The 26506-nt window shown below is 67.0% G+C and carries 26 protein-coding genes and 4 pseudogenes; 22 read left to right on the plus strand and 8 right to left on the minus strand.

Annotated elements, in window-relative coordinates; all coding sequences use genetic code 11:
* The first annotated feature begins 202 nt into the window (after window positions 1–202).
* On the plus strand, window positions 203–433 hold the full coding sequence (locus tag QFZ76_RS36195) for a hypothetical protein (protein WP_307677619.1): 231 nt from the start codon (window positions 203–205) through the stop codon (window positions 431–433).
* A 23-nt stretch (window positions 434–456) separates the two neighbouring features.
* Here the strand turns inward: QFZ76_RS36195 and QFZ76_RS36200 are convergent.
* From QFZ76_RS36200 to eccE, 3 genes and pseudogenes are all read right to left on the minus strand, one after another.
* Window positions 457–537 (minus strand): annotated as a pseudogene (locus QFZ76_RS36200) (SCO5717 family growth-regulating ATPase); the annotation flags it as partial.
* Window positions 538–881: 344 nt separating this feature from the next.
* Window positions 882–1667 (minus strand): hypothetical protein, encoded by a 786-nt coding sequence (locus tag QFZ76_RS36205; protein ID WP_307677620.1) that lies wholly within the window; start codon window positions 1665–1667, stop codon window positions 882–884.
* Window positions 1668–1672: 5 nt separating this feature from the next.
* Window positions 1673–3010 (minus strand): type VII secretion protein EccE, encoded by a 1338-nt coding sequence (eccE, locus tag QFZ76_RS36210; RefSeq protein WP_307677621.1) that lies wholly within the window; start codon window positions 3008–3010, stop codon window positions 1673–1675.
* A 199-nt stretch (window positions 3011–3209) separates the two neighbouring features.
* Between eccE and eccB the strand changes: the two genes are divergently transcribed.
* The 8 genes from eccB (at window position 3210) to QFZ76_RS36250 (ending at window position 10306) form a co-directional block, all read left to right on the plus strand.
* The gene (eccB, locus tag QFZ76_RS36215; protein WP_307677622.1) at window positions 3210–4736 is read left to right on the plus strand and encodes a type VII secretion protein EccB; all 1527 of its coding nucleotides are present in this window, start codon (window positions 3210–3212) and stop codon (window positions 4734–4736) included.
* 11 nt (window positions 4737–4747) lie between these two features.
* Complete coding sequence (gene mycP, locus QFZ76_RS36220) at window positions 4748–6004, plus strand: type VII secretion-associated serine protease mycosin (protein ID WP_307677623.1); 1257 nt, start codon at window positions 4748–4750, stop codon at window positions 6002–6004.
* Window positions 6005–6126: 122 nt separating this feature from the next.
* Window positions 6127–6549 (plus strand): WXG100 family type VII secretion target, encoded by a 423-nt coding sequence (locus QFZ76_RS36225; protein WP_307677624.1) that lies wholly within the window; start codon window positions 6127–6129, stop codon window positions 6547–6549.
* Between the two features lie 42 nt (window positions 6550–6591).
* Window positions 6592–6906 carry a WXG100 family type VII secretion target gene (locus QFZ76_RS36230; RefSeq protein WP_307677625.1) on the plus strand — a complete coding sequence of 105 codons (315 nt, stop codon included), beginning with the start codon at window positions 6592–6594 and terminating at the stop codon, window positions 6904–6906.
* The gene (locus tag QFZ76_RS36235; protein WP_307677626.1) at window positions 6906–8657 is read left to right on the plus strand and encodes an RNase A-like domain-containing protein; all 1752 of its coding nucleotides are present in this window, start codon (window positions 6906–6908) and stop codon (window positions 8655–8657) included. Before QFZ76_RS36230 ends, QFZ76_RS36235 begins: the two co-directional genes overlap by 1 nt.
* A 17-nt stretch (window positions 8658–8674) precedes the next feature.
* Window positions 8675–9238, plus strand: coding sequence for a hypothetical protein (locus QFZ76_RS36240; RefSeq protein ID WP_307677627.1), 564 nt, complete (start codon window positions 8675–8677; stop codon window positions 9236–9238).
* A gap of 59 nt (window positions 9239–9297) precedes the next feature.
* Window positions 9298–9597, plus strand: coding sequence for an RNase A-like domain-containing protein (locus QFZ76_RS36245; protein WP_307677628.1), 300 nt, complete (start codon window positions 9298–9300; stop codon window positions 9595–9597).
* A gap of 16 nt (window positions 9598–9613) precedes the next feature.
* On the plus strand, window positions 9614–10306 hold the full coding sequence (locus QFZ76_RS36250) for a contact-dependent growth inhibition system immunity protein (protein WP_307677629.1): 693 nt from the start codon (window positions 9614–9616) through the stop codon (window positions 10304–10306).
* Window positions 10307–10346: 40 nt separating this feature from the next.
* Here the strand turns inward: QFZ76_RS36250 and QFZ76_RS36255 are convergent, their stop codons facing one another.
* Entirely contained in the window at window positions 10347–10694 is a 348-nt protein-coding gene (locus QFZ76_RS36255) for a DUF4333 domain-containing protein (protein WP_307680229.1), read from the minus strand.
* 355 nt (window positions 10695–11049) lie between these two features.
* Between QFZ76_RS36255 and QFZ76_RS36260 the strand changes: the two genes are divergently transcribed.
* From QFZ76_RS36260 to QFZ76_RS36280, 5 genes are all read left to right on the plus strand, one after another.
* Window positions 11050–11514: a hypothetical protein gene (locus tag QFZ76_RS36260; RefSeq protein ID WP_307677630.1), complete on the plus strand. Its 465-nt coding sequence runs from the start codon at window positions 11050–11052 to the stop codon at window positions 11512–11514.
* Window positions 11511–13193, plus strand: a complete 1683-nt coding sequence (locus tag QFZ76_RS36265; RefSeq protein ID WP_307677631.1) for a WXG100 family type VII secretion target — start codon at window positions 11511–11513, stop codon at window positions 13191–13193. Before QFZ76_RS36260 ends, QFZ76_RS36265 begins: the two co-directional genes overlap by 4 nt.
* A gap of 24 nt (window positions 13194–13217) precedes the next feature.
* A complete protein-coding gene (locus tag QFZ76_RS36270) occupies window positions 13218–14489 on the plus strand; it encodes a S8 family serine peptidase (RefSeq protein WP_307677632.1) in 1272 nt (423 codons plus the stop codon).
* Between the two features lie 129 nt (window positions 14490–14618).
* The gene (locus QFZ76_RS36275) at window positions 14619–14957 is read left to right on the plus strand and encodes a WXG100 family type VII secretion target (RefSeq protein ID WP_307677633.1); all 339 of its coding nucleotides are present in this window, start codon (window positions 14619–14621) and stop codon (window positions 14955–14957) included.
* Window positions 14958–15022: 65 nt separating this feature from the next.
* Entirely contained in the window at window positions 15023–15325 is a 303-nt protein-coding gene (locus QFZ76_RS36280; RefSeq protein WP_307677634.1) for a WXG100 family type VII secretion target, read from the plus strand.
* A gap of 539 nt (window positions 15326–15864) precedes the next feature.
* Here QFZ76_RS36280 and QFZ76_RS36285 read toward each other — a convergent pair.
* Window positions 15865–16662 (minus strand): ATP-binding protein, encoded by a 798-nt coding sequence (locus QFZ76_RS36285; RefSeq protein ID WP_307677635.1) that lies wholly within the window; start codon window positions 16660–16662, stop codon window positions 15865–15867.
* Window positions 16663–17203: 541 nt separating this feature from the next.
* On the opposite strand from QFZ76_RS36285, the gene QFZ76_RS36290 reads away from it, so the two are divergent.
* Together QFZ76_RS36290 and QFZ76_RS36295 are read left to right on the plus strand one after the other, a co-directional pair.
* A complete protein-coding gene (locus tag QFZ76_RS36290) occupies window positions 17204–18076 on the plus strand; it encodes a helix-turn-helix transcriptional regulator (RefSeq protein WP_307677636.1) in 873 nt (290 codons plus the stop codon).
* Window positions 18073–18282, plus strand: a complete 210-nt coding sequence (locus QFZ76_RS36295; RefSeq protein ID WP_307677637.1) for a DUF397 domain-containing protein — start codon at window positions 18073–18075, stop codon at window positions 18280–18282. Before QFZ76_RS36290 ends, QFZ76_RS36295 begins: the two co-directional genes overlap by 4 nt.
* Window positions 18283–19255: 973 nt before the next feature.
* On the opposite strand, the gene QFZ76_RS36300 is transcribed toward QFZ76_RS36295, so the two are convergent.
* The 3 genes from QFZ76_RS36300 to QFZ76_RS36310 form a co-directional block, all read right to left on the minus strand.
* Complete coding sequence (locus QFZ76_RS36300) at window positions 19256–19828, minus strand: hypothetical protein (protein ID WP_307677638.1); 573 nt, start codon at window positions 19826–19828, stop codon at window positions 19256–19258.
* Window positions 19829–19891: 63 nt separating this feature from the next.
* Window positions 19892–22150: a hypothetical protein gene (locus QFZ76_RS36305; RefSeq protein ID WP_307677639.1), complete on the minus strand. Its 2259-nt coding sequence runs from the start codon at window positions 22148–22150 to the stop codon at window positions 19892–19894.
* Between the two features lie 10 nt (window positions 22151–22160).
* Entirely contained in the window at window positions 22161–22631 is a 471-nt protein-coding gene (locus QFZ76_RS36310; protein WP_307677640.1) for a hypothetical protein, read from the minus strand.
* 258 nt (window positions 22632–22889) lie between these two features.
* On the opposite strand from QFZ76_RS36310, the gene QFZ76_RS36315 reads away from it, so the two are divergent.
* The 6 genes and pseudogenes from QFZ76_RS36315 (at window position 22890) to QFZ76_RS36340 (ending at window position 26501) form a co-directional block, all read left to right on the plus strand.
* The gene (locus QFZ76_RS36315) at window positions 22890–23534 is read left to right on the plus strand and encodes a hypothetical protein (RefSeq protein ID WP_307677641.1); all 645 of its coding nucleotides are present in this window, start codon (window positions 22890–22892) and stop codon (window positions 23532–23534) included.
* Window positions 23535–24071: 537 nt separating this feature from the next.
* Window positions 24072–24233, plus strand: a pseudogene (locus tag QFZ76_RS36320) (S8 family serine peptidase); the annotation flags it as partial.
* Window positions 24234–24321: 88 nt separating this feature from the next.
* Window positions 24322–25038, plus strand: a complete 717-nt coding sequence (locus tag QFZ76_RS36325) for a hypothetical protein (RefSeq protein ID WP_307677642.1) — start codon at window positions 24322–24324, stop codon at window positions 25036–25038.
* A 73-nt stretch (window positions 25039–25111) separates the two neighbouring features.
* Window positions 25112–25401, plus strand: a pseudogene (locus QFZ76_RS36330) (RNase A-like domain-containing protein); the annotation flags it as partial.
* A 22-nt stretch (window positions 25402–25423) separates the two neighbouring features.
* Window positions 25424–25990 (plus strand): annotated as a pseudogene (locus tag QFZ76_RS36335) (contact-dependent growth inhibition system immunity protein); the annotation flags it as partial.
* 4 nt (window positions 25991–25994) lie between these two features.
* The gene (locus QFZ76_RS36340) at window positions 25995–26501 is read left to right on the plus strand and encodes an ATP-binding protein (protein WP_307677643.1); all 507 of its coding nucleotides are present in this window, start codon (window positions 25995–25997) and stop codon (window positions 26499–26501) included.
* Window positions 26502–26506: the final 5 nt, after the last annotated feature.

Genomic DNA, 26506 nt, shown 5'->3' on the forward strand with positions numbered 1-26506 from the left:
GGAGACCGGCGGAACGGAGGCGACCGGCGGTGCGGGCGGAGCAGGCGGCGCGACGGGCGCCTCGGGCGGGGCCGGAGCCCACTGCGCATGGCCCCCCTGCGCCTGCCCCTGAGCCGGTCCCTCCGGCTGCCCCTGCGGCTGCTGCAGCTCGAAGCCGCCGCTTGCGGGAGGCGACGGCGGGGACATCGGCTCAGCCGCCGGCGTGGCCGGAGGCGGCGGCGCGAACGAGCTGTCCGGCGGCGCGAACGAGCTGTCCGGCGGCGCGAACGAGCTGTCCGGCGGCGCGAACGAGCTGTCCGGCGGCGGGAACGAGCTGTCCGGCGGCGGCGGAACGGCCGCGGGCGTAGGTGTACCAGAGGCCCCGCCGGCCGCCGCGCCCTGTCCAGACGCCGTGTCGCCCGAGTTCTGCGTGTACCAGGCGGGCGGCGCGTAGTCGATGGTGAACTCGCCCGTCATCTCGACGGCGGACTCGGCGTCGGGCTGGTCATCGTCGGGTGTGGCCCAGCCCCCGCGGATCCCGTCCCGATCGCTGCTCACAGTTCCTCCTGGTGTGGTCGAGCACCCTCATGCCGTGCCGGGGCGACCATTACTTGTCGGCCTTGGTCGTTCGAGGTCGTCCGATCCACCGGCTCCCCCTGGGGCGCCGACGCCCGGTCAACGGGGTTCTGGCGTCGCGCCCGGTACCAGCCTAATCACCACGCGCCCCACCTCGGCAGGCCCATCCATCCCTCCGGGCCTGCCTCCGGCATCACAACCGTCCCTGAAGTGCCGCGCACAACGCCAATTCCGGCGAACAAACCGCCCGAAAGCGGATACGACGGTGCGCGGCAAAGTGGAACAATTGCCCTCGAATGGTCAATTCGCGTCAGGTGACGACTGATTCAGTCCATCCTTCGAGGCATACCCAACAATCCGATCTCGGCGTCGGTGGGCTGCGTCAACACGTACTGCCGGTCGCGATCGGTGCACCAGAGCGTGAGCCCGTCGGAGAGACCGGGCAGCGCGTCCATCTCCGCCCGGGGCAACGCCATCGTACGGCCCAGTTCCGTGGCCTCGTCCGGCGAGATGCGCTGCACCCCGACGAGCCGGGCCTGTCTGAGCAGCCGCGGGGCCACCGGGCTGAGATACGGCAGCAGCGTCAGCACCGCCTGCCAGGGGCCGGACACGACCCGACCGCGCGGCGGGCGCATGCCGCAGTCCCGCACCACCAGCACCGGCGTACCGGCCGAGGTGCCCTGCGGGGGCACCCGCCCGACCTCGTACACCGCCAGACCGTTCTGCCCGCCGCCCATCGCGTGCACCATCTGCATCCAGGCCTGCGGCCGCCCCGTCTCCACGGCGACCCGCGCGCCCGTCGCCGCCGCCCGGAGCGCGATGACCTGCGCGGTCCACAGACCACCGATGAGGACGACGTCGTACGGCGTCGGCCGGTTGAGCCCCAGCACCGCGGGCCGGCCGTCCGCGTCGACGCCGATGACCACGCCGTCGTCGCCTATGGGCAGTGTGAGCGCGTCCAGCTGTTCCACGGGCAGGGAGTGCCGCGGATGGCGCGGGCCGATCAACCCGAAGCCGCTGCGCAGCAGATCGCGTGCCCGCTGCGGGGCGGTGGGCCGGGGTTCCCCGCGACCGGTGGCCGTCTGCGCCGCCTGTCCCGCGCGCGTGGTCATCGCCGTCACCGGACACCTCCGAGGGGCATTGTGGCGAGCATGCCGGGGACCTGTTCCCGGTCGAGGCGGGCGAGCCCGGTGCCGGTGTGCCGGGCCGCGCCCTGCACCGCCCGTCTGGCGGCGACGAGTTCGTCGTCGCTGCGGCCGGTCACCCGCAGGTGCCCGCACACGGAGACCTCCTGCCGCTCCCCGCGCGTGAGCGTGAGACTGAAGGTGGTGGCGAGTGCCGGAACTGCTGTGACCAGGGCGACCAACTGCGGCAGCGAGGGCGCTCTTTCACCACCCAGCGACGGCCACCGGCGGATCCAGTACGTGGTGTGCCTGCGGTTGTCGCAGCGCCAGCTCCGGCTGGACTCCTCGGTCCGCCGCTCCCGCGTGTCCGTCCGTCCGGCCTCCGCCGTCACCAGCGGGTTGGCACAGGCCGACGTGGCGATGGCGGAGGTCAGCTCCTCCTCGTCGAGCAGGGTGGCGCGGAATCCCGCCCCGGTCAGCCGGCTCGCGAGGTGATCGGCCGCCCGTACGACACACTTCTGCGCGCCGACGAGACCACCACCGCGCGCCTCCACCGCCTCCGGGCACAGCTCCGGGTCGAGCTTCAACGCGATCCACGTGATCCGCACGGCCGGCGCACCCGTCTGCTCCTGCAGCGGCGCGTAGTTGGCGACGGCCACCGACTGCTGGGGCAGATGGAGCGCGGGCGCGGGCTGGGTGTGCAGGACGACCTGCGCCGACTCCAGCCTGATGTCGTCGACGTCCAGGGCGTCGTACACCAGCGAGATCGGCAGCGGCTGCCGGTTCCGCTCGGCGCGCAGGGCGGTGGCGTCGGCCTCGACCTGGAGGACGGCGGTGACGAAGGTGCCGTCGCCGATGACGCCGACGGAGCGGCGGTCACGGCCGGCGTACGTACTCGTGCGCAGGGTCGGGTCGCACTCCACGGCCGGCGCGAGCCCCGGCTCCGTGCCCTCCGGTATCGGCGTACTCGCGGCCCGGCGCTGTCGCGCGCGCAGCGCCCTTGCCATGCCCAGCCATTCGGGCAGGGAGCGGCCGCGGCGACGCAGGAAGGCGAGCAGCACCAGGCAGACGGCGACGACGGCCGCGGCCACCAGGGCGACGGTGCCGATCACCCACCCGACGAGCAGGACGGCGAGCGCGATCTCCAGCAGAACGACGCGTTGCAACCGGAATGCCCCGGCCTGACCCGAACGCACCCTGAGGTGGAGCGAGCCCGGCGAGGCCGGCCGCTGCACCGGCGTCTGCCGGGATGTTGCCGGTGTCTGTCCGGGCGCCGACGAGCCCCGTGACCGCGATCGGCCGCGGGACCGGGCGCGTGTTCCGGAAGCCATCACTCCATCCCCCCGTTTTGCTCACAACTCACTGGTATTTCAGCACTGCACAAGGCATTTGAAGGCCCGAGCACCCTACCCGCTCCACAAGTACCCGCGGATACCAGGCATAGTAGGGGGCCGCTCTGACATCGGAGGCGGGGGACCATGTCACCCCGGCGAGCGCGGCCCATGTGAACACGGGGAGAGACAGGCACAGATGGCATCCAGGCGCGATCAGCTCAATGCCTACACCTTCGCGAAGCGCCGCATGCTGGCGGCCTTCCTGCAGTCGTCGCCCGACGGTTCGGAGGAGGGGGCGCCCCGCCCGCTGCGGTCGGTACTTCCCGGCATCATCGTGGGCGTGATCGTCATCGCGGTCTTTGGGGCATGGGGGATGTTCAAGCCCACCGCACCCAAGGGCTGGAACACCCCCAACGCCAAGGTGATCATCGCCAGCGACTCGACCACGCGTTACGTCGTCCTGAAGACCGGCACCCAGGTCCAGCTGCATCCGGTCCTCAACATGGCGTCCGCCAAGCTGCTCCTCAACGAGGGCAAGGGCGAGGTGGTGACCGTCGCCGAGTCCGTCCTCGACAACGGCAAGATCCCGCACGGCGTGACCATCGGCATCCCGTACGCACCGGACCGCCTGCCCTCGGCGTCCGAGGCGGGCAGCGACAAGCGCTGGGTGGTCTGCGAACGCCCCAGCGCGGGCGGTGAGTCCATCCAGAAGGCGGCCCTGGTCCTCGCCTCCCGTGACATGAAGGCGACCGAGGGCAAGGGAGAGAAGCTCGCGGGCGGTCAACTCCTCTACGTCGCGGACCCGAACGGCAACCGTTACGTCGTCGACGCGGGCGGACGGGCGTACCCCATCGACAAGACCGACGAACTGCTGCTGCGTGCCGTCGTCGGTTCCGGCCGGGAGCCCCAGAAGGTGTCCAAGGAGTGGCTCGCCACTCTGCACACCGGTGACGCGATCTCCTTCCCGGAGATTCCCGACCAGCCGGGTACCGCGGCCGGTGCCCCTGGTCAGCTGGACGAGACGACCAACAGGGTCGGCATGGTGCTGAAGGCGTCCGACCTCAACAGCGACCAGTACTACGTGGTGCTGCCCGGCCGGGTCGCCCCCATCTCCGCCTTCGTCGCCCAACTCCTGCTGTTCAGCGAGGACCTGGCCACCCTCGGCCAAGCCGGTGACGCCAAGGAGATGAGCCCCGGTGCGATCGTCCCGGGCAAGGCGTTCGGCACCGAGGAGGTCTGGCCCACCGAGGACCCCCAGCCCGTCAACGACGCCTCCGGCGTGGCAGGCAGCCGCAGCACCGTCTGCAACGTCCTGCGCGGCGTGAACGGCGACTCCGGCGCCACCACCCTGAGCACCTGGGCGGGCACCGACTTCCCGGCCAAGCTCCCCACCGGCTCCTCCAGTGCCTACGTCACGCCCGGCTCCGGCCAGCTCTACCGCCAGTTCCAGGGCAAGGAGACCAAGGCCGGCCCCGTCTTCCTCGTCACCGACACGGGCCTGCGCTACGTACTCCAGTCCAACGCCGACAGCGGCACGGACGACGCCGGCATCGGCACGACGGCCAAGGAGCGCGAGCAGGCCCAGCAGGAGGCCGAGCAGGCCCAGACCCGGCTCGGCTACAAGGACGTGGACCCCGCGCCGGTCCCCGCAGCCTGGTCGGAGTTCCTGCCCACGGGCCCACGCCTGTCGACGACGGCGGCACGCCAGCCGCAGGGCTCCTGAGGGGTGCGGACATGCGACACCTGCCCTCCGTCCGCCGCTTGACGACCGCGGCGGCCGCGACCCTGCTCACGACTGCCCCCGTCCTCTTCGCGCCCCCCGCGGCGGCGGTCGACCTCCCGTACTCGGACCAGTGCGCCTTCCCCAACGGCAAGTACCCGGGCCGCCCTTGGTCCCTGCAGCGCGTCCTTCTGGACGAACTGTGGAGCCAGTCCAGGGGCAAGGGAGTACGGGTAGCGGTGATCGACACCGGGGTGGACGTCACGAACCCTCAGCTCACCGACGCGGTGGACGTGAAGAGCGGCCGCAACCTCCTGCCGAAGAACCTCAAGGACGACGACGGCAACCCGCTCGAGCGAGGCAAGGAGAACGGCACCACGGACACCGTCGGCCACGGCACCAAGGTCGCCGGCATCATCGCGGCCCGCCCCGTCGAGGGCACCGGCTTCGTGGGCCTGGCCCCCGAGGCGACGATCATCCCCATCCAGCAGAACGACGCGGAGGGCCACGGCACTACCGAGACCCTGGCCGACGCGATCCGTTACGCCATCACGGCCGGGGCAGGCGTCATCAACATCTCCCAGGACACGTCCAACGCGGTGAAGCCGTCCTCCGACCTGGAGTTGGCGATCAACGAGGCCCTGTCCCAGAAGATCGTCGTGGTGGCCTCGGCCGGTAACGACGGCCTCGGCGGCAACGTCAAGGAGACCTACCCCGCGTCCTACAAGGGCGTCCTCGCGGTCGCCTCCTCGGACCGCAACAACGAACGCGCCTCCTTCTCCCAGTCCGGCGAGTTCGTCGGCGTGGCCGCCCCCGGCGTCGACATGATCTCCACCGTCCCCAAGGGCGGCCACTGTTCCGACAGCGGTACGAGCTTCTCCGCGCCATACGTCGCGGGTGTCGCGGCGCTGATCAAGGCCAAGCACCCGAGGTGGACGGCTCAGCAGATCGTCGCCCAGATCGAACAGACCGCGGAACGCACCATCGCGGGCCACGACCGCCTGGTCGGCTGGGGCGTCGTGGACCCCGTACGCGCTCTCACGGAGGACAACGAACCGCTGGAGTCCCCCAACCCCCAAGAGGGCCTCAGCAAACCGGAAGCCCCCACACCGGCCAAGTTCCAGATCGGCGAAACGGCTGCGGAACGGAACGCCCGCCTCGCCACGTACGTCTCCGTGGGCGCGGTGGTACTCGTGGCCGGACTCGGCGGTACGGCTGTGGCGATCCGGGATGCGCGCAGGCGGGCGCGACGGGTCGTGGGGGCGGAGTAGGCGACTGGGCATCTCCGTGCCCGTGAAGTGCAGTTGGGGCCCACCCACCGATTCCGACAATCGTACGATTGTCGGAAGCAGGAGACTCGTGATGCCGAAGTGACGGGGGCAGAGGTACGGGTATGGGTGTGAACGGAGCAGGTTCGGCGCAGGGCGGCAGTGGCAAGAACCTCCGGGTGTCTTCCCAAGCTCTGACCAAGCTCGCGGGTGACCTGGACGACATGCAGGACCACCTGGACAAGCAGGTCAAACGCATGGACGCGGTCGTGGACCGCATCGAGGCGGGGTGGCGCGGGCCGGCGGCCTCCGTGTACCGCGACTTCCACCGAGCGGCTGCTGATGACGCCGTACGCATCCGTGAAGTGATGAAGCTGCTGGAGGAGGCGGTACGGCTGAGCCGGGACGGCTTCTCCCAGGACGACCTCGACGTGCTGGCGCAGATGCGGCAGATCCAGGTGGACGTCGGGAGCGAGGTGGACAGACTGTCGACGCCGAACACCGACGCGCCGGTATCGGCGCCGCGCAGCAGTCTCGACGACCTGTAGCCCTTTCAGAACCGCAGTTGCCGATACGAACACAGGGGGATCATGTCGACCGGCTCCGCACCCGACGAGGACATATCCGTTTCCTTCGACGCCCTCACCGAGCTGGCCGCCGACCTGGAGGACATCCTCAAGCAGCTCAACGGCAAGCTGGACGACCTCTACGACCAGGTCGTGCCCGTCGTGCTGTCGTGGCAGGGCGAGGCCCGCGACGTCTTCGTCGACAAACTCGACGAGTGGGACCGCTCCGCCCAGGATCTGCAGGCGGCCCAGAAGTGGCTGCACGAGGTCGTGACCAGCGGCCACAGCGGCTACACGGCCGCGCACCTCGCGGTGCTGCGGGGCTGGGGAGCTGCTTGATGGCCGAGCGGCTGCCCACGGACGAGGAACGCGCACAGGAGCGGTCGGACGCCCGAACCCGTTCGCCCAGGACGAGTGGCGGCGGATTCGACCTACAGCCGCAGCACGTGCACTACACCGCGCTCGTGGTGCGTGACGGGCAGTTCGACTACAACAAGGGCGCCAGGGCACTCGTCGACGTGCTGAACGAGTACAGCCAGTCGGCGGGAACCGGCTGGGGCGCGGATGCCTTCGCAGCGGCGTACAAGTCGGTGAACGAGAGGTTCCTGGAGCTCTGGGCGAAGAGCGTGGTCAGTGTGGGCGGGGTCGCCGTCGGCCTGACGGACACGGCCAACAAGTACACGCAGGCCGATTGGCAGGCCCGCAGGATGTACGGTCCGCCGCCCGTCGAGAAACCGCCGCCTGCCGTCATCGACAACGTGCCCAAGTACGGCCCGGTCAACGACATCAAGTGGTCCGGCACCGGAGAGGACGCGGATTCCTGGGACATTTCTGGAATCCTGGGCGAGGTCCCCGACTTCCTCGCCGACGTCATCCGGCCCGCGATCGAGCACGGCCTCAGACTCGGCAAGATGCACGAGATCACGCCGGGAGCCAGGGACGAGGAGCTCAAGGGCATGGCCACGGCCTGGCGCGCGGTCGAGAAGGACGCCAAGGCGGCGTCGGACAACTTCAACAGCGCCATCAAGTTCATCACCAACAACAAGGGCAACGACGAGTGGCAGGGCGCGATGAAGGCGTTCTGCCAGACCATCTGGGGCACCACCGAATGGGGCAGGACTTACGACGCCCAGGGCAACCGGGCCTCCATGGGCCGCAGTTGGAAGACGAACCGCAGCGTCGTGCCCGCGAAGCAGCGGCCCATCATCGAGATCCTCCGCCAGACCGCGACCACCGTGCAGGAGACCCTCGACCATCTGGCCGAGGTGCGCATCAAGACCGCGGAGACGACCACCCGGCTCGGCCAGGAGGCCGCGAAGGCGACGGTCAAGGACCTGACCACGGGCCTTGACCTCTTCGAGTTGACCCGGCTCGCGGCGACCATGGCGTTCGGCGAGATCGTGCTGACGTTCCGCTCACACATGGACAAGGCGGCCGCCGACGCGGCCGTCGAGAAGTACCACCAGGCCTTCAGTGACGCCGCCACCAAGCTGAAGACGCTGGAGATCGAACTGGACGAGGCACTGCTCAGTGTGCCCACGTTCCGCGCGGAGGCGGCGCGCGCCGAGGCGTACGGTGCGCGCTCCCTGAACGACTTCAAGAAGGAACACATCTGGCAGCGTACGGAGAGCCAGATCCCCTACAAATACTCCATCGATCTGGCCACCGAGGAGGAACTGTACGGTGGGCACAGCATTGACAGGCATGTCGGGCTGACGGATGCGCAGCTGACTCAGCGGTTGCGGGACGAGGCGACCGGGGCGGGCAAGGTCGATATTCCCGCGGCCTCCTCCTTCACCGATCTGGATTCGGCGCAGTATTACACTCAGCATAATGTCCGGACCAATACGGCAGAAATCGACAAGTGGATTCAAGGTCCGCCGCCTCCGGTGCCAGGTGAGAAGCAGGAATTCTCCGTGGGTGCGGTGCCTTCGGGACCTCTGGGGACTCCGGCAGTGACGGGGCGTACGGCGCCGGTGGTGAACGATCGGGCGACGCCACCACAGGACGCTCACGGTGTTCTGACCGTGCTCAAGTACGAACCGAACCTGGACCCGCCGTTCGTGGTCCTGACATCCATGCCCCAATGATGAGTGAGGAGACAGCGATGGCCGGACTCGACGAGCGTTCGTGGTCCGAAGCGATCGACATGTACGAGCGTCGGGCGACCATTGCCAAGGCGACGAGCAGGGAGCACGAGAACTGGGTGCTCGACCTGTCCACCTTGATGCGCGGTGACACCCGCGACACCCGCGGCTGGCGCACGGTGGACATGTGGGAGGGCGAACTCGAAAGGCTCGACGAACCGTCCTACCCCTTCGTCATGCCTCCGGAGGCCGTCGCGACGGCGGACGCCTGGAAGCCCTACCTGCATGAGATCCCGCGTTCTCAGGCCGTACGGTTCCTCGTGGCCCTTTCCACGCCCTGGATCGATGTCACAAAGGAACCGGATTTCGAGGAGCGCAGGGACGCCCTTGAAACGAAGGCCCGTGTCATCCTGTCGCGCTTCCCCGAAGGCTCGCACTTCTATGCAAACACCGGGCACGGTAGCGATACCCGCGACTACTACCAGCGAGTTTCTCGGTGGTACCCCTTTTCCGTTCGCACCTTCGACTTCGGCTTGGTACTCGTGTCGGAGACGGAAGTCGGGATGGTCTGGTCATTCCGCTGATGTGATGAGATCCGCCGTGCTGCCCCGATCCTCCGTACTGCCCGCGATGGAGTAGCCCCTTGCGCACCCGTACCGCCACCTACCCCGACCGCGCGACCGCCCAGTGGGCGACCCAGCGCGTGGTCACCGTCAACGAACAGGTCGTCCACCGTTGGCTGGCGCAGTCCACCCGCCAGCGGCTGACAATCGAGGCGGCGTGGCCGTCCCGCGAGGAGCCCGTCGGGCGGGTGCTCCTCCAGGCGATGATGCTGGCGGGCCGCGGCTCCATCGAGGCACGGGCCGCCCGGGTCGTGCTGCGCCGCGAGCCGTCCGCCGCGCACGGGTTCGCGGTGCACGCCAGTTTCCCCGTCTACTTGTGAAAGCAGTTGGCCGACCGTGCCCCTGAGCCCCCTCGAACACGACCGCCGCTACGGCGAGCTGGACCAGGTGATGCGTGCCTACGCCGGTCAGCCGGCGGACGACACCGCGGACAAGCCCGGCGCGGCCCTGACCGCGTACCTGCGGCAGACCTGGCACAGCCGCCCGTGGGCCCTGGCTGTCGCCGAGCGGCAACTGCGCGAGTACGCCGACCATCCGCCCGGCCGACTCCGGCTGCGCCTGGGCGAGTTCTACCCGATCCCTGACGTCGGGCTGCCCGAAGGCGAGATCCAGCAGTGGCTGTACTGCCTCGCGGACCACATCAAGCACAGCATCGAGGAGGGCGAGGTCCCGCCCACGGCCACCCCCGCTACCCACTGGGAGTGGCATGCCCGCTTCCCCGAGCTCGGCCAGTTTCTGGGTGGCTGGTTCTCGCAGGACATGCCGGACGAGTTCGACGACCATGACGCGGCGGTCGACGACTACCGGTCCTCGACCGACCTGTTGCTCGCGGCTCGGCTCGTCGGCGAGCTGCACGAACTGCTCGCGCTGGACCTCGACGAGTCCGACTACGCCTTGGCCGTCGCGGAGTTGGGCATGGAGGTCGATCCGCCGACCCCGTACTCGCCGGGTGGCTGGCTGGCGTTGGTCGCCGATCGGCTCAGTGCGCCGCGGGCGGAGTACGGGCCCCGGGAGACGGGGGACGCGTGAGTGACCGAACCGGGCGATGAGTTGTCGTCAAGCTCCGTTGTCAGTTCGGAGCCGGGGAAGCCGTGCCGTCGGCCTCGAAGTCGAAGTCGATCTGGTCTTCTTCGACAGCGGTCACCTTGACCGTCACGCCCAAGGTGCTGCCGTCGTCCGCTGTGAGCGTGCAACGGGTGGTGGTACCGACCTTCCCGGCGAGGTCCTCGGGGCACGTGATGTCCGGCAGGCGGCGGCCCGTTGTGGCGGCGAGCTTTTCGGCGAGGGTGGTGGCCAGTTTGTCGGAAGACATCTTCGGCATGGACGTTCCGACAGTGACCGAGCCCGAGCAGCCGACGAGCAGCATGCCGGCTGCCACGGCCGAGAGGCTCCAAGTCGCTGCGGACAAGCGGGCCATGGTCACGGGGGCTCCAATCCTGGTGATCAGGCGTGCGTAGCAGGGTGGATGAGGTCCGGGCGCGTTTTGGCATCGCAAAGATTGAGCCACGTGTGGCAGGCGACCTCTCGGAACGGCTCTGGTTCTCGGACGAGCGCGGCGAAACGGGGTCGCTCTGTCCAAGTTTCAGTCGATTCAGGGAAGTTCGGGGCGGGCTTCCTGACGGTGCCTCGACAACTTCGTAACTCACCTAACACAAAGTTCAGTTGGCCGCGATTTACACAATGACTACAGTAGTTATCGAGTGTGTTGATCAGGCCACCGCCTGTGCACCGCTCGACAGCTTCACCAACGGGGAACGGGGAAGGAAGGCATCGTGCCTGCTGCGGAGCGCCAGGCTCTCAAGGTCACTCTGGAGTCGCTCGGAGAGTTCAAGAAGCGTGTGGACACCGCGCTCTCCAACTTCGAGGAGTCTCAAGGCAGTGCGCAGAAGGTCGGGGCGCACCGCCTCTCCGAGGCGTCGTTCAAGGGCGCAGGCCGCTTCGCCGAGGCTACGGGGCTCCACGCGCAGTACGAGCGCGTCCACGAGCGGCTGACCGCGCTCTCCAAGAACCTGGGCCTGCAGATCGAGGCGCTCCAGATCGCCGTGACCGGCGCGCGCGGAGACTTCAACAACCTCGAAGAGGAGCAGCGGCGACGGTTCTGGGAGATCCAGACCGAAATCGGGCGGCAGGAAGAGGAAGCGAAGCGGGAGATGAAGGCCGCGGAGCGTGGAGAGAGCGCGCCACGGCGCTCTGACAACCAGCAGGCAGACGGGGACGAAGAGGGCCTGTACAAATGAGCGACGAGCAGAAGCACCAGGATCCGCACCAGGCGGAGAAGGAAGACGCCTCAGCGCAGCTCAGTGCCATCGACTTGATCAATCAGGGGACGGCGTTCGTCAGGACCCTTCCCTTCGGCGGTGCTGTCCCCCGCGTCTTTGGCAAGACGGACTTCGAAGGCCACGACCTGAACGCCATGATCGACCTGGTCGAGTCGGCGAAACCGGAGGATCTGGAGACCGCGGGCAAGGCTCTGTGGGACGCCAAGGACGCCATCGAAACGGCCGCCAACGAGCTCAAGGACCATATTGGGAGGGTTGAGTGGGAGGGCGAGTCCGCCACGGCCTTCCACACCTGGGGCGGCAACCTCGTCAAGCATGCTCTTGAGCTCGCAACCTTCGCCGAAGCCGCCGGTACCCAGATCACGGCAGCGGCCACGGGCCTCGCGTCGGTCCGCAGCGCCATGCCGCCCCGCGACACCCGGCTCGTCCGCACGCCGGTGGAGGACATCCCGACGCCGAAGCAGGTTGACGGCAACGAGGAGTACACGGCGGCGGTCAAGGTCGAGAAGGACCGCCAAGAGGCGATCAACCAGATGAACCGGCTGGCCTCCTTCTACGAGGTGTCCGAGGGATACCTGGCGAAGCAGGAGGCGCCTACGTTCGAGGCTATGCCGGATGTGGGGGTGCCTAAGCCGGATGCGAGCTATCGCGATCCGATCAAAGGCAGTGAGGTGCAAGGTGGCGCGGGGCTTGGGGCCGCTCGTGAGTCCCTGGCGACTGGAAATGATAATTCGGGCACAGGAACCAAGCATCCCCGTTCGGAAGGCACGACACCGCCGCTCAGGCATGTGGACGATCCCACCATCCGCCCGGATGGGAACGTCGGCACGAATATCGACAGCGTAGGAACCCTCCCGCCCCAGGAGACCATGAGGCCAGCGCCCAACGTGCCGACGGGCCCTGGTCCGAGCGGAGGGAACGGAGGGACGGTCCCGCCATTCCCCTCCGGCACGGTTCCTCCTGGACCGGGCGGGTTGACCGGCCGCACCTCGGGCTTCGGCGGAGCGAACGGCAACAGGGCCCCGATCTCGGCTCAGGGCCGCACAGCGACTCCCAATGGCACCGCCGGCGGGCGTGGCACGCCGGGCCCCATGGGGCGCGCCACTGCTGCGGGACAATCGGGAATCCGAGGCGGAGGCGCGTCTCCCATGGGGCGAGGCGTCTCCGGTGGTACGCCACGTCCCATTGCGGGACCGGCGAGTGGCCGTGCCGGTGGCGCGAGTTCAGGGGCGGCACGCGGCAATGGAGTTGTCGGAGGACGGCCCACCACCGGTGCCACGCCAGCTTCAACCGGTTCCAGGGTGTCGCGCGGTACGGTCGTCGGCGCCGAGGGCAACACCGCGTCCCGTACACCTGCTGGCAAGATCGGACAGCGCGGAGTCATCGGGGCACCGAACTCCACTCCTGCCGGCGCCCGTACGGGGCAGACTGCCCGACCCGCCGGGGGCAATCCGGACGGGGTTGTCGGTACGCCGCAGGGGCGAGCCCCTGCGGCGAGGAGCGGTGGAGCGGCCGGAGGCAGTGCGCAGGCCCCGCGCAGCCTGCGCGGGAATCGGCGGAACGCGAATGATGAAGACCGCGAGGGCGAACGTCAGCCCGACCCGCAGCGGCGTAACGCGCCGCCAGTGACTGACTGAACACGAGCGAGGATTTACACAGGCATGACAGGGACCAGCCCACGTGGCGGATTGACTGCGCTTTTCGCAGGACGTGCCGGACGACGAGTGTCGGCCGTGTGCGCGGCACTCGGCGCATTCGCCGTCGTGTCTTCGGGGCTGGCTCCGAGTGCAGTGGCCGCCGATATCCAGTCGAAGCAGTGGTACTTGGACGCGATGGACGCGGAGGGTATGTGGAAGGTCAGCACTGGCAAAGGCGTAAAGGTTGCCGTGCTGGACACCGGTGTGAATCCCGATACCTCGTCCCTGAAGGGACAGGTGCTCGAGGGTGAGGTGTCGCAGGCGGTCTCGTACAACGCCACCAAGGACTACGACGGCCACGGCACCAGCATGGCGGAGTTGATTGCCGGTACAGGTGCCGGAGGCGGCCTGCAGGGTCTGGCCCCTGGAGCGAAGATTGTTCCCTATCGGGTGCTGACCAAAGGTGTGACGAACAGCACCGACAAAGAGAACACTCCATCAATCGCGGATGCGATCAAGGCGGCCGCTGACAGCGACGCCCAAATTCTGAGCATGTCGTTCGGCGGTGACATCATGAACCCCGATGAGGAGGCCGCCGTCAAGTACGCCCAATCCAAGGGCAAGCTGATGTTCGCTGGCACGGGCAACGACGCCGAATCAAAGAACTTTATCGGCTATCCGGCTGCCTATCCCTATGTCGTCGGAGTGGCCGCAGCGGACGATAAGGGGAAAGTCGGAGACTTTTCGGAGCACGGCAACTACGTTGATCTAGCGGCTCCCGGCCTCAAAGTGCCCACCTGGTGCGACGCCACATTTCGCGCGTACTGCCCCGACGGAGTAGGAACAAGTATGGCCACCGCCATCACCTCCGCCTCCGCCGCCCTCATCTGGTCAGCCCACCCCAACTGGACGGCCAACCAGGTTCTCGGCACTTTGATCGACACAGCCGCCCGGGACTGGCCGAAGGACCAGCCAAGCAACTATCTCGGCTACGGATTGGTCCGCCCTCGCAGGGTGCTGGAAAACAGCAGTATCAACCCCGCCAACACGGATCCGCTCAGCTACGAGAACGGGGCTGGCGTCACTGGAGCCTCCCCCTCCCCCTCTCCCTCCGCTCCCTCCTCAGCGTCGTCACAAGCCCCGAACGACACTTCGGGCGGGGATACTTCGGCGGCAGCATCAAGCTCTAACTCCTCTGACGGCAACACCCAGTTGTGGGTCATCCTCGGCGCGGCCGGCGTCGTGGTCGTCGGCGCCGGCGCCTTCGTGGCACTGCGCAAGCGGCGAACCGCCTGACCAGCGGCACACGGATCCGCATGGATCCGCGGGCAGCCGAACCGGCAACAACTCCCGTACCAGCGCCTCACCACACGGTGATGCGTAACTAACCAAGCCCTCAAGACGGTTCACGAAGGGAAGTCCGAAATGGCAGATGGGCAGAAGCTCAGCGACGGCGAAGTAATCAAGCTCGAAAAGGAAATGGTCCAGGGGTACGAATCGATCCGGGGCCAGCTCAGCAAGCTCCAGGGAACCCTGGACACCATGGAGGCGAACTGGCGAGGCGTCGGCGCCAATGCCTTCAACACCAAGCAGGTTGAGATCAACGAGCGCGTCAAGCACATCGGCGCGCTGCTCACGTGGTTCCTGGACAACATCAACGAGACCCGCAAACTCACGAACACGAACGAGGATGCGGTGCGCGCTTCCATGCAGGGCATTGACATCCAGCACGGCGGGTCGCACTCGGCCCTCAGCAGCTACTGAGCGATACCTCTGGCGTGTCCTCGGCCGTCGCGGCCCACAACAAGCCAATGAAGAGATGAGGAACCATGGTTAACGTCCACAACGACGAGATGGCTGTGAAGTACGGCGGTCTCGACGCGATCACCACTGAGCTCGGAAACCAGGCCAGGAAGCTCGAAGAGGACATCCAGGCCCTGAAGTCGGCCGTCCTCCGTGCCGCCGCCGGCTGGGAAGGCGAAGCCGCGAACGCGTTCGGCCAGAAGATGAAGGAGTGGGACGCCGACGCAGCCGCCATCCACACGGCGCTGGTCAGCATCGGCCAGAAGGTCACCCTGGCCAGCGGTGACTACCGAGGCGGCGACCTCAAGGCGGCCAGCTACTTCCAGTGAGCTGACCGGATCGGCAGGAAGGGGTGGGCACGCACGGGAGGTGCCCACCCTGCGCGTAGGTGCGGGCCGTTCGCACCCGGCGACGCTTCGGCGAACTCGATTTTCGCCTCCTGACCTGCATGCCAGTCCATATGCCAGCCCTCTACTTCATCCGCGACGGCGCGCGCAACCGGCAGCGGCGGAGTAATTGGCCGATTTGGGCCAGCAGCAGATCACAAACATGCAGGTGGTCGGGTCCGGGGTGGCGCGGGAGTGGCCCAAATCTTCCAATTGCTCCGCCCTTCCCCGCACCGACCTGCGCACTCGCCGCCCGCCGATTGAACGGCACTGCCCATCCCCAGCCCACGGCCCGCAAACCGCATAACCCGCCCGGCGTCCCACCGCCCCGCCGACGCGCACCAATCCACCGGCCGGAAGCCGCCAACCGACCCAGCGCACCGGCGAGGCGAGGCCGCGCCCGCCCCCTGCGAAGAGCACGGCGAGCTGGCGATGCCGCCGGCTCGGACGCCGGTTCCGAGGTGCCGGCGAAGCCATCCGGCTCATCCGGCAGGCTCCGAAGACGTGAGAACGATGTCGGCCCAGACCGTCAGCCCGCTGCCCGCCCGTCGTGTTCCCCACCGGTTGGCCAGCGCTTCGGTGATCAGCAGCCCGCGACCGTGTTCCTGCTCCGGGCTCGGAGGCCCTGCCGGCGTGGGGGACGACGCCGACGGGTGCCCCGCACCCTGGTCGGTGACGCTGACTGTGACAGTCCGCCCAAAAGTGGCACACGTGACCGTGATGGTGCGGCTGTCGGTGTGCTCCAGGGCGTTGGCGACCAGCTCTCCGGTGATCGTTTCCAGATCATCCGTCGTACTGGATGGCAGTCCCCATGCCCCGGCCATGTCGCGTACGTAGCGCCGGGCGGCGCTCGCGCAGGTGAGGTCGCGGCCAGGGAGAGTGAGCAGGCCGAAGCCCCGGGGGTCGGCCGGGGTGTGCGCCAGGGCGTCGTGAAGAACGGTTGCCGACGATGCCGCAAGAGCCTGTCCATTCCCTCCGGTCCACCGCTCCCGGCCAAGCCGGGTGCCCCGGGAGACGGCGATGAGCAGCACGTCCTGGAGCGCGTCCGCCAACTGACCTGCCAGGCCAGCGAATTCCCCGGAACCACCCCTCGGCCCAGGTGCCGAGAGCCCGTCCCGCGCCCGCCCCAGAAGCCGCTGCGCGAGCCCGAGTTGCACGCCCTCGATCCGGTCGGCCAACCGTGAGGCGACCCCACCCTCTCCGTCCGTGAGGAGGAGACAGGGCTTCCCGTGCGCACCGGTCCAGGGCAGTAGCCGTACGCGGTCCGCCTCCTGGCTCATGCCGCAGCTCCCAGCACGGCGTGGATGTCACGGACATCAAGGTCCACGCCGTACGCGGTACACCAGAGCGTGTCGCGGCCTAGGCGCTGGAGACGAGCCTCTTCCTCGCGTTCGTGTGCGGCGAGGTAGGGGCGGACGAGGGGGGTGGAGGCGCCGTCGATGGGGGTGTGCCAGGCGCGGACGGTAGGAGCTGGATCGGACTGAAGCTGCTTGAGTCGCTCACACGGCGGGGTGGGCGGAAACCGCACCACCGCCAGCCGATCAGCCCGGTGCCGCCGACAGACAGCGGCGATTCGCCACAACCAACTCGCCATGCACTCCAAGTACTTGATCACGTCCACAACTCCTCAGGGCTCGTTCGAAGTTGAGGGAAGCCTGTCATGGGAATCCCATAGCAGGCACTCCCCTGAAGGGAGTTCACTAATGTGGGTGACGGACTTCGGACCCACGTCCGAAGTGCTCAAGGGGCCCATAAAGTCAGCCCGTTGGGTCGCACAGCAGTCGGAAACGGCTGGCTCCGCCTCAGGAAGGGACCAGGGACATGACCGCAACACACACGGGGCCGGCCGGACGCATGCAGATTGCGCGAGGGCTGATCTCACTGCGGGAACGAGGCAGGCTGACCCAGACTCAAGTAGCCGAGAGGGCGGGTGTCAGCACCACAACCGTCAGCCGCTACGAAGCGTGGCAGGACCGTGCCCGCATTCGATGGGCCACGGTCAAGGCCCTGGCAGATGCCTGCGAGGCGACACCGCAGGAGCGTGAAGCTCTGGTGGCCATCGCCAAGTCGCAGGCCGACGGCTGGTGGGTCGGCAACAGCGCGGTGCCGGAGTGGCTGGACCCTCTCGTCTCCTTCGAATACGCGGCAGCGTACGAGCACGTATTCGCCAACTCGGTCATCCCCGGCCTGCTTCAGACGAGCGAGTACGCCCTCGCGATTCATCAGGCTCGCGAAGTACGCAGCTCGAACGAGGAGATCGAGCGGATGGTGGAAGCACGCATCCAGCGTCAGAGCATCCTGCGGCGGGACCCCGCTCTGCATCTGTGGGTGGTTCTGGATGAAGCTGTCCTTCGCAGGACAGTCGGGGACACCGAGACCATGGACGGGCAGCTCAAGCACCTCCAGGAGGTCGCCAAGAGCCCCAACATCGATCTCCAGATCCTGCCGTTCAGTGCGGGCGCCCACGCTGCAGGGGCCGGGCACTTCGTGCTCCTCGGTCGGGACGACGAGCGAGAGCCTCTCAACTCCATGGCGGTCATGTACATCGAGATGCGTCGCCGTGGGCTGTACCTCGATGACGCAGAGGACGTGGGTGCCTACAAGTTGACCTTCGACTACCTTCGTTCACAGGCCCTGGACACCACCGCCTCATCCCGACTCATCACCAGAGCTCGACAGGAGCTGTCCTCATGACCGACATAGCGCCCCCTACTGCTGAGTCTTCAACTGCAAGGTGGCGCAAGAGCAGCTACAGCGGCGGCGAGGGGAACGAATGCGTCGAGGTCGCCGACCTCCGAACCCGAGTGGCCCTACGCGACTCCAAAGTTCCCCAAGGGGACACGCTCACCATCTCGGCCGATGCCTTTGCCACGTTCGTCGAAGGCATTGCCCGCAGATAGTGAGACTTCGAGGCAGACCAGCGCACCGCCTCCAGGTCACCACATACGCCGGCTGCGCCCGCCATCCCTCGGGAACACCGCTGGACGACCCTGATCTGCCGCTTCACATAGCACCGGTGCCGAGAGCGGCGAGCACTGAAGGGTAGTGAGGGCCGCGAAGAAGGCGAGCGGGACGATCTACTTTCTGGGGATGCGGCACTTCTTCCACTGGTACCGGCTCGCTCCACCCGCGCACGGCTCGTTCCGCGTACGGGCGGTTCTGTCTCCCCCGATGCTCGGCGCGCCGCCCGGCAGGCTCTCGGCGTCGACACAGTGCCGGATGTCCTGGGCAGCGTGTCGGGCGGTGTCGGCGGCGGGTCGGCCGCGCTCGCGCGCACGGCGGAATCCTTCATGTCCGCACCGCCTCCGCCCACACCGACCGACACATCCAGGAGCTCGTCGCCGCCCGCACGGACCGGGCCGTCGACGAAAAGGTGGGCCCCGGGACCATCCAGGTATCCCACCGCATCCCCGAGCGTGAGCGGCGTACTGCCGGACTTTTGGCATCGCGCTCGACGTCGTCGCGCGTGTAGTCGCCCCCATGGAGCAGTCGGTACTCGACCTCAACGATCGTCCCTCCGTCGGTCAGCAGACAATGCCCAAGTCCCCAGTCCTGCATGGCTCCTTGGCGGTGTCCGGCGGAGGTGAAGTAGTAGGCGTTCTTCTACTGGAACTTCTCACCGTGCTCAGGCAGGAGGCCCTTCACTTTCCCGCCGGGCAGCGACGTGAGAACGATGTCGGCCCAGACCGTCATCCCACTGCCCGCCCGTCGCGTTGCCTACCGATCGGCCAGTGCGCTGATGTCTCCATCGCCTCGAACGAGCTTTCCTGGCGGCTGAGAGCCGCCGGGGGCGCGGGAGGAGAGACGGCGTGCCCCCGGCGACATCCGGAGCGATTCATGCGCAGACGGCAACAACTGTCTGGCGGTGACGGCTCAGCCGACTTGCGGGCTACCGTTCGGCAGGTCGTCCGCGCTGTCGCAGGTCCAGAGTTCACGGGTCTCGAGCCGAAGGGTGTCCGCCGCAAGCGAAGCCATGTTCTGGATGACGGTTCGGTCCGTCGTCTTCTCGAACGTCACGTCCACCTCCACCAGCGCCTCGGTTTCTGCTGCTTTGGAGGAGCAATCAGCAAAGAGGAAAACGGTGTCCCCCTTGTAATACCCCACGGCCTTACCGAGAGTGACCCGAGTGAGACCCTCCTGCTTCGCGCCGCGAACCGCGTCATCCATGCTGTATTCCGACTGGAGGTAGAAGGAGTGGTTGATCGTTATCGCCTTCCCGCCGCCGTACAGTTTGCAGGTTCCGGGTGCCTGTTTGCGATAAGGCTCCTGAGGATTGAAGACACCGGAACTCCATTGATTAAAGGGTTCTCCCTTTTCCGGAAAGAGTTCCTTCACCACCGCTCCCGGCAGCGCGTCGTCGCACACCCGCGCCGGCACCGCGACGGCGGGCTCCTCGGACGGCCAGACCTGCCAGACCACCACTCCGGCCACCGCCAGAGCCCCCACGACGGCTAGAGCGATCGACGTCTTGACTCGCCGACTCCGCTTCTCTGATCCATTCACGAGCTACTACTTCCCTGCTCTCTGGCGTCCCTGGCCATAGGAGTCCTGGACTTCCCGCTTGGCGGCTTCGGCCTGGCTCGCCGCATTCGTGTTGTCGTAGCCCGCTTCCTTGGCGGCCGTGTATGTGGCGTCGTAGATCGCGTCCGCCGAGTTGGCCCTCTGTTCCTCCAGGAATTTCCCTCGGTCTTTCAGGGCCTCCTCGCTGGAATCCCTCGTGAAGTTCTCCACGACCGACGCCTGAATGTCCTCCACCACCCAGCCGACTGCCTCACCGGCCACCGGAATCTTGCCGATGCCCATCCCAATGGCGCGTCCAGCCCATTTGTCGGCTGTGGCGACACCTTCGTTGAATTCCGCATCCGAGGCGAGTTTCTCGTCAACGACCGCCTGCGTGCGGGATTCCGCCATGATGCCGGCGATCTCGCCGCCGGGGGCAACCCGGTTGGCGATCTCAGGAGCCAGCTCCTTGTATTTGCCGGCGTCATGGAAACCTTCGTTGACGAGTTCTGTGGTCACCGCCTCCTGGGAAGTCACGATGGCTCCGTAGGCATCGGGATCCTTTCCTACGGCACTCAGGAAGTTCTTCAGGGCACCAGGCGAAAGCCCCTCCGGATTCGTGGCCACGTCGAAGTTCCCGAGGTGCGCGCTCGCGCCGTGGGTGCCCACCACGCTTCCGTCCCCCATGAAGGCACCCTGCACATCCCGCATGTAGTCGGCGGTGATATTCCCGAGACTCGCCCGCATCGGCGAGTCGTCCAGGTCCCCGGGGTCGGCGCCGTAGCGCTCGACGAGCTTGTGGAAGATGGCGGCACCTTCCTCGGAGTGCGGCGGCGACACGGTTTCACTGCCGTACGGCAGGCCGGTCGTCGCGGCCTCCAGCGCGTGCCCGAGCGCCTGCTGGCCGAAGCCGAGCGCGTTCTTCGTCTTCTCCTCGTCAGCGAGGACGTTCGTGTCGTTGGTGTCGATCGTCCACTCGAAGTCCTTGTCGGTGAACAGGTCGAGATACGAGTTGAAGCCCGCCTTCCCGTCCTTGTTCACCGTGCCGTCCTCGTTGTACGTGGTCGGCGGATCGGTGAAGAACTTCTCCGCCGCGTCGGGGCTGTGGCCGAGGGCCTCCAGGACGCTGTTGAGCGGTTCGTTGCCCGTCCCCAGCTGGCCTGACGGATTGAAGCCGTAGATGTCCTCCGACCCCATGGGCTTATTGCCGATGAAGAAGTAGGGGTCCTTCTTGTGCAGTTGGGTGACGTGCTCGGCAATCGGGTTGATGAAACGCGGGTCGTAGTTGCCGTAGCGCAGTAGGCCACCGAGGACCTGGTAGCCGTACGGCTTGTTCATCTGGCCCTTCTCCCAGCCGATCTCCTGTGTGCCGAGGCGGCGGAGCTGGTCGCCCCAGCTGCTGGGCAGGTGGGTCTTCGTATCCGGGTCCGTGGCGTTGGCCAGCGCCAACCCCATGTTCTTCTGGAGGTCCTTCATGGCGTCGAGGCGGACCTTGCTCGCGTCCGGGTCGGTTCCATTGATCGACATCTCGGCGTAGAACTCGAGCGTCTTCTCCGGTCCGCCGAGCCCCTTGTAGAAGTCGGTAGCGAACTCGCCGTTCTTCTCCCTGCCGTTGAACTGCATCAGCCGGTTGAATTCCTGCAGTTCCGCGTCGGTCATCTTGTCGCCCTTGCGGGCCAGTTCCACGGCGCGTTCGGCCTGGGCGTCGTTCAAGGACTCGTACGAGCTGTGTCCGGCGTTGTTCTTGTCGTTTCCGTGGCTCTTGCGTAGGGCGAGGGCCACCGACTCGTCGATCTCCGCGGCGTGGGCGAGGAGCCGGTTGATCCGGCTCTCCAACTCCTGCTTGGCGTCGAGTTGTTCCTGCGTGCGCTCGTCGGTGTCGCCCCGGATGTGCGGGAAGAAGCAGCGGACCCTTCCCTCGCCGATGTCCTCGACACGGACCCCGAGGTTCGAGGCGTCCGTCTCGACTGCGGTCCTGACCTGCTTCTGCAGCGAGACGAGTTCGGTGTGAGCGTCGGCGAGGACCTGATGGATGCTGCTCGCCTCCGTGTGGAGGTCCGAGATCTCCTTCTTGGTCTTGGTGATGAACTCCCGTGTGATCGTGGCGTTCACCCCGGCCCACCGAGCGCGGTCCGACTTGGCCTGCATGCCCTTCTGGGCGTTCTCCGCCAGGGTCTCAAGGCCGTCGACGGTGTTCTTCCAGTCGGAGACCGCCGTGCCGAGTCTGCCGAGGTCGACCTCGGACAGGTCGAGGTAAGTGAAGGCCATGGCTGCGCCCCTACTTGAAGTACTTGTCGAGCTCGGACACGGATACGACGTCGCCGTCACGGCTCACCACTGCCGCGATCTTGGCGTCGTCCGACGCATGCAGCTTCTTGGTGAAGTCGAGGTGGTTGGAGATGTGCGCGCATGCCTGAAGCACGGACTTGACCTGGGAGGTCCAGATCTCGACTGTCGTATCCAGGGCGGCGCCCGTCGCAAAGTTGTGGGACTTCAGTGAGGCGGCTGCCTGCGCCGTGGACCCGGCGCCATCCTTGTTCGGGCTCGCGCCGGCGATATCCGCTTCCCTGCGGAGATCCTCGTAGAGGATGAAGGCCTCATGGCCGACAGCTCCGAGGTCGTCCTGGTTCACCACCAGATCGCCATCCCCGCTCCCGCCCCTGTCCGCAGGCAGCTGGTTGAGCTGCATCTGCGTAGAGCTCCGCTGCGCCGCGTCGGACTTGAGCTGCTCCCACTCGTCCCAGGCCATGCCCCCGTACCTTCCTGCGGTCCCCGTGCTGCGTCAGTCCCGATCGTGACTGCTTGCAGATCTTCTTACCCGAGCCTCAACGTACCAACGGCAACGATGCCCTGAGCAGTCGAGCGTCAACTCGCATCATTACTTCACACTTACCTCGCCCGCCCGATGTTGCGCTCGCACGACAGTCATTCCTAAGGTCTGAAGGCGCCGGATCACTGGATCACCGGCAAGTGACGGGCATGCACCTCTCAGAAAGGCGCCTCTATCGTGAGACCCAACGGACTACCCGCCGCAGTCACAATCACCGCAACGATTCTGGCCACCCTGGCGGGATGCGGCGAAGAGGCTCCTGCTGGCCGGGTTTCCGTACTCACCGCGCAGGAGACCAAGTCCACGGCTCCCGATGGGAAAGCAATGCCGGACTGGAACGTCACGAATGCGCCGCATGTGACGTCGATGACGAGCCAGCTCGGCAAAGCAGCCTGCGAGGGGGGTGCGAAGCCGACTTGCACAGGCGCCCGCTACATGGGTACCTCCACCTTCAAGCGTTCCGATCAGGCGCAGATCGTTTTCTGGGTCACTGCCTTCACGAGCGAGGCAGCGGCCAAGGCGGCGTACGGAGCAAACCGGAGCTGGTACTCCCGATCGATAGCTGAACCGAAGAACATCGACCTGGGCTCGCTGGGGGACCGCCGTGACGGCGTGCAGGGCGGCGTCGGCTATGAGAAGGGGGATCAAGTCGGGGCCTACGCACAGGTGAGAGGCGGAACCTGCATTGCCGCTTTCACTGTCCACGAGTCCGGTGCCGGCCCCATCGACGATGAGCTCGTCAAGGACCTCGCCACCATGCTGACCAAACGAGTCCGCCAGGCACAGAACGGGGACAGGCCCTCGGCAAAGCTGGAGTCCTGACGTCGGGGGCTATTGGCGGACGCCGGAATCCTGCCTGGCGTGCGGGGCTTGCGTACCACCGCAGCGCCACTTCAGCAGGATGCCGAGCATCGCCGGCTCCCCACTGCCTGACGGAACTGCTGCCGTTCGCGCGCGATGTGGGAGTGCGGTTCATCATCGCGCGGTCGACCGCGGTCGCGGGGCGCGCGTCGTGAGCCATCGCTGTGCTGGCATCCTTTGCGTTCTCCTAGCGCTCGCCGAATTCCTACCCAGTTCCTTGGTGAACTCGGGCTCGGAATCCTTGTAGAACCGCTCAAGCACCATGCTGGTGGTGGTGCCTGCGGCCCGCCGATGCCGACGCCGACTGCGGGGCTGGCGATGAAGGATGTGCCCACGCCAACGATCGTGCCAACGGTGCCTGAGATCAAGTTCTTCTTCTGGTTGACGGCGTTTTCGAAGTCGCCGTCGGCTTCCTTCGCAGCCCCCGGAACAGCTTCATTTCGCCCGAGTGCGAGCGTGCCACCGATCTCGCCCGACCTGCGCGCAATCTCCTTCACCGTGGCCTCGGCCGGTAACGACGGCTTCGGCGGCAACGTCAAGGAGACCTACCCCGCGTCCTACAAGGGTGTCCTCGCGGTCGCGTCCTCGGACCGCAACAACGAACGCGCCTCCTTCTCCCAGTCCGGCGAGTTCGTCGGCGTGGCCGCCCCCGGGGTCGAAGCCGGACCCCGGGCTGGATCCTCCGTTCACTCTCATCACGTCCACGCCCACGAAGAACTGACCCGCGGAACCAGGAGTGGCCGAGCTCATGCTCAGCGATGACACGATCGACCACTTCCGCTTCGAAGGGGCACGACTGCTGCTCTCGCCACTACGTGCGAGCCGGGTATCCGACAGTCCGGAAAAGCGGGACACCGCTCTCGAGCCCTCCCTCCGGGCCCTGTGGTTGGCAGGAGAGAGAGGCGGACGCACCCTCTATGAGGTGGCCGCTGAGGTACGCCTGATCGCGGATGCCCTGGAGCCGGGTGCCGGAAGCGACGCGGTGGTGCCGGCAGACCTTCGGGAGCTCGTGACCGGATGGGCGGCGGAGCGCCCGGAAACGTTGCTACGCGCCATCGCCTCACATGTGGAATCCTGGAAAGCAGGATTTGTGGCGAAGCTTTCCCAGGCAACTCCCACGAGTCAGGAACTCGCCCGCCGATTTCCTCAGTTGAACGAATTCCTGCTGAACTACTACGGCCAGGACGGCATGGCTACCGAAGGTGACATGACCGAGGAAGACGGGCTGCAGCTCTTCATCCAGCATTGTCACCCCATCTGCTTGTGGCGCCTCCCCCCTATTACGGCGGAGTGCACAGAAGCGTTGGCCGTCTTTCACGAAATGGAATCGCTACGACAGTTCTTCGAGAAGCAACAGGGTATGGGGTCGGGGACACTGGCATGGTCTGACTGGCTGCTACTCATCGTCGAGACGTTTACCGTCCACATGCGTGAGCAGCATCCGTCCCACTGGATTTCGGGTTAGCCCTCGCCTGACGACGTTCCTTCCACAGGGATCGCTCTGAGCGCAAAGGAGTCCTGACCATGCTCACCCGTTCCGTTCCGCCTCCTATCCCGACCGCGAAACCGCCCAATGGGCCACTCAGCAGGTCGTCACCGCCAATGAACAGGTGGTCCACCCTGGCTGGCCCAGTCCACCCGTCCCCGTCTGACCATCGAGGCGTCCTGGCCCTCGCGGCCCGAGCCGGTGGGCCGGGTGCTGTTGCAGGCGATGATGCTTGCCGGCCGGGAGCCGGTGGACGTCCGCGCGGCCCGGGTGATCCTGAAGCGGGACGCGTCCCGTCCGCATGGTTTCGTCGTCCACGCCACGTTCCCCATCTACCTGTAGAGACCCGTAGAGGCTGATCAGCGTGCCTTTGAGCCCTCTTGAACACGACCGCCGCTACGGCGAGCTGGACCAGGTGATGCGTGCCTACGCCGGTCAGCCGGCGGACGACACCGCGGACAAGCCCGGCGCGGCCCTGACCGCGTACCTGCGGCAGACCTGGCACAGCCGCCCGTGGGCCCTGGCTGTCGCCGAGCGGCAACTGCGCGAGTACGCCGACCATCCGCCCGGCCGACTCCGGCTGCGCCTGGGCGAGTTCTACCCGATCCCTGACGTCGGGCTGCCCGAAGGCGAGATCCAGCAGTGGCTGTACTGCCTCGCGGACCACATCAAGCACAGCATCGAGGAGGGCGAGGTCCCGCCCACGGCCACCCCCGCCACCCACTGGGAGTGGCATGCCCGCTTCCCCGAGCTCGGCCAGTTTCTGGGTGGCTGGTTCTCGCAGGACATGCCGGACGAGTTCGACGACCATGACGCGGCGGTCGACGACTACCGGTCCTCGACCGACCCGCAGCTCACGGCCCGCCTCGTCGGCGAACTGCACGCACTGCTCGCGCTGGACCTCGACGAGTCCGACTACGCCTTGGAGGTGCACTTTGGACGCCCAGGTCTCTACCGGCTCCACCTCCTTCGACACCACCCCCACTCAGGTGGTCCAGCCAGGGCGCATCGGCTGGGACGCATCCTTCCTGGATCCGTACCACCCAGTGGCCGAAGCCCGCCACCGTTCCCGTGTATGGCTTCAACAGCACTGGAAGCTTCCCGACTTGGCGGACTCCGTGGAGTTGGCGGTCGGCGAGCTGTGCGCGAACGCAACGCGGCACGGCGACGGACTGGCAAGGCTCGAGCTGATTCTGGGACCGCGGAGACACTTCGCCCCGCGAGTCCTACGCGTGATGGTGATCGACCACGCCCCGGACCGAGCCCCCGAACTGCCGCGCGACAACGACCTATTCAGCGAAAGGGGTCGCGGGCTGCGCATGGTGGAGTCCCTGGCGTGGCGCTGGGGTTGGCATCGCATGGGCTTCGACGAGAAGCAGGTCTGGTGCACCTTTGTCATCGAACCCGGATGGGAACGTTCAGGTCTCAGTAGCGGCTTCTAGTGAGC

This window comes from Streptomyces sp. V4I2, assembly GCF_030817655.1.
Classification (GTDB): domain Bacteria; phylum Actinomycetota; class Actinomycetes; order Streptomycetales; family Streptomycetaceae; genus Streptomyces; species Streptomyces plumbiresistens.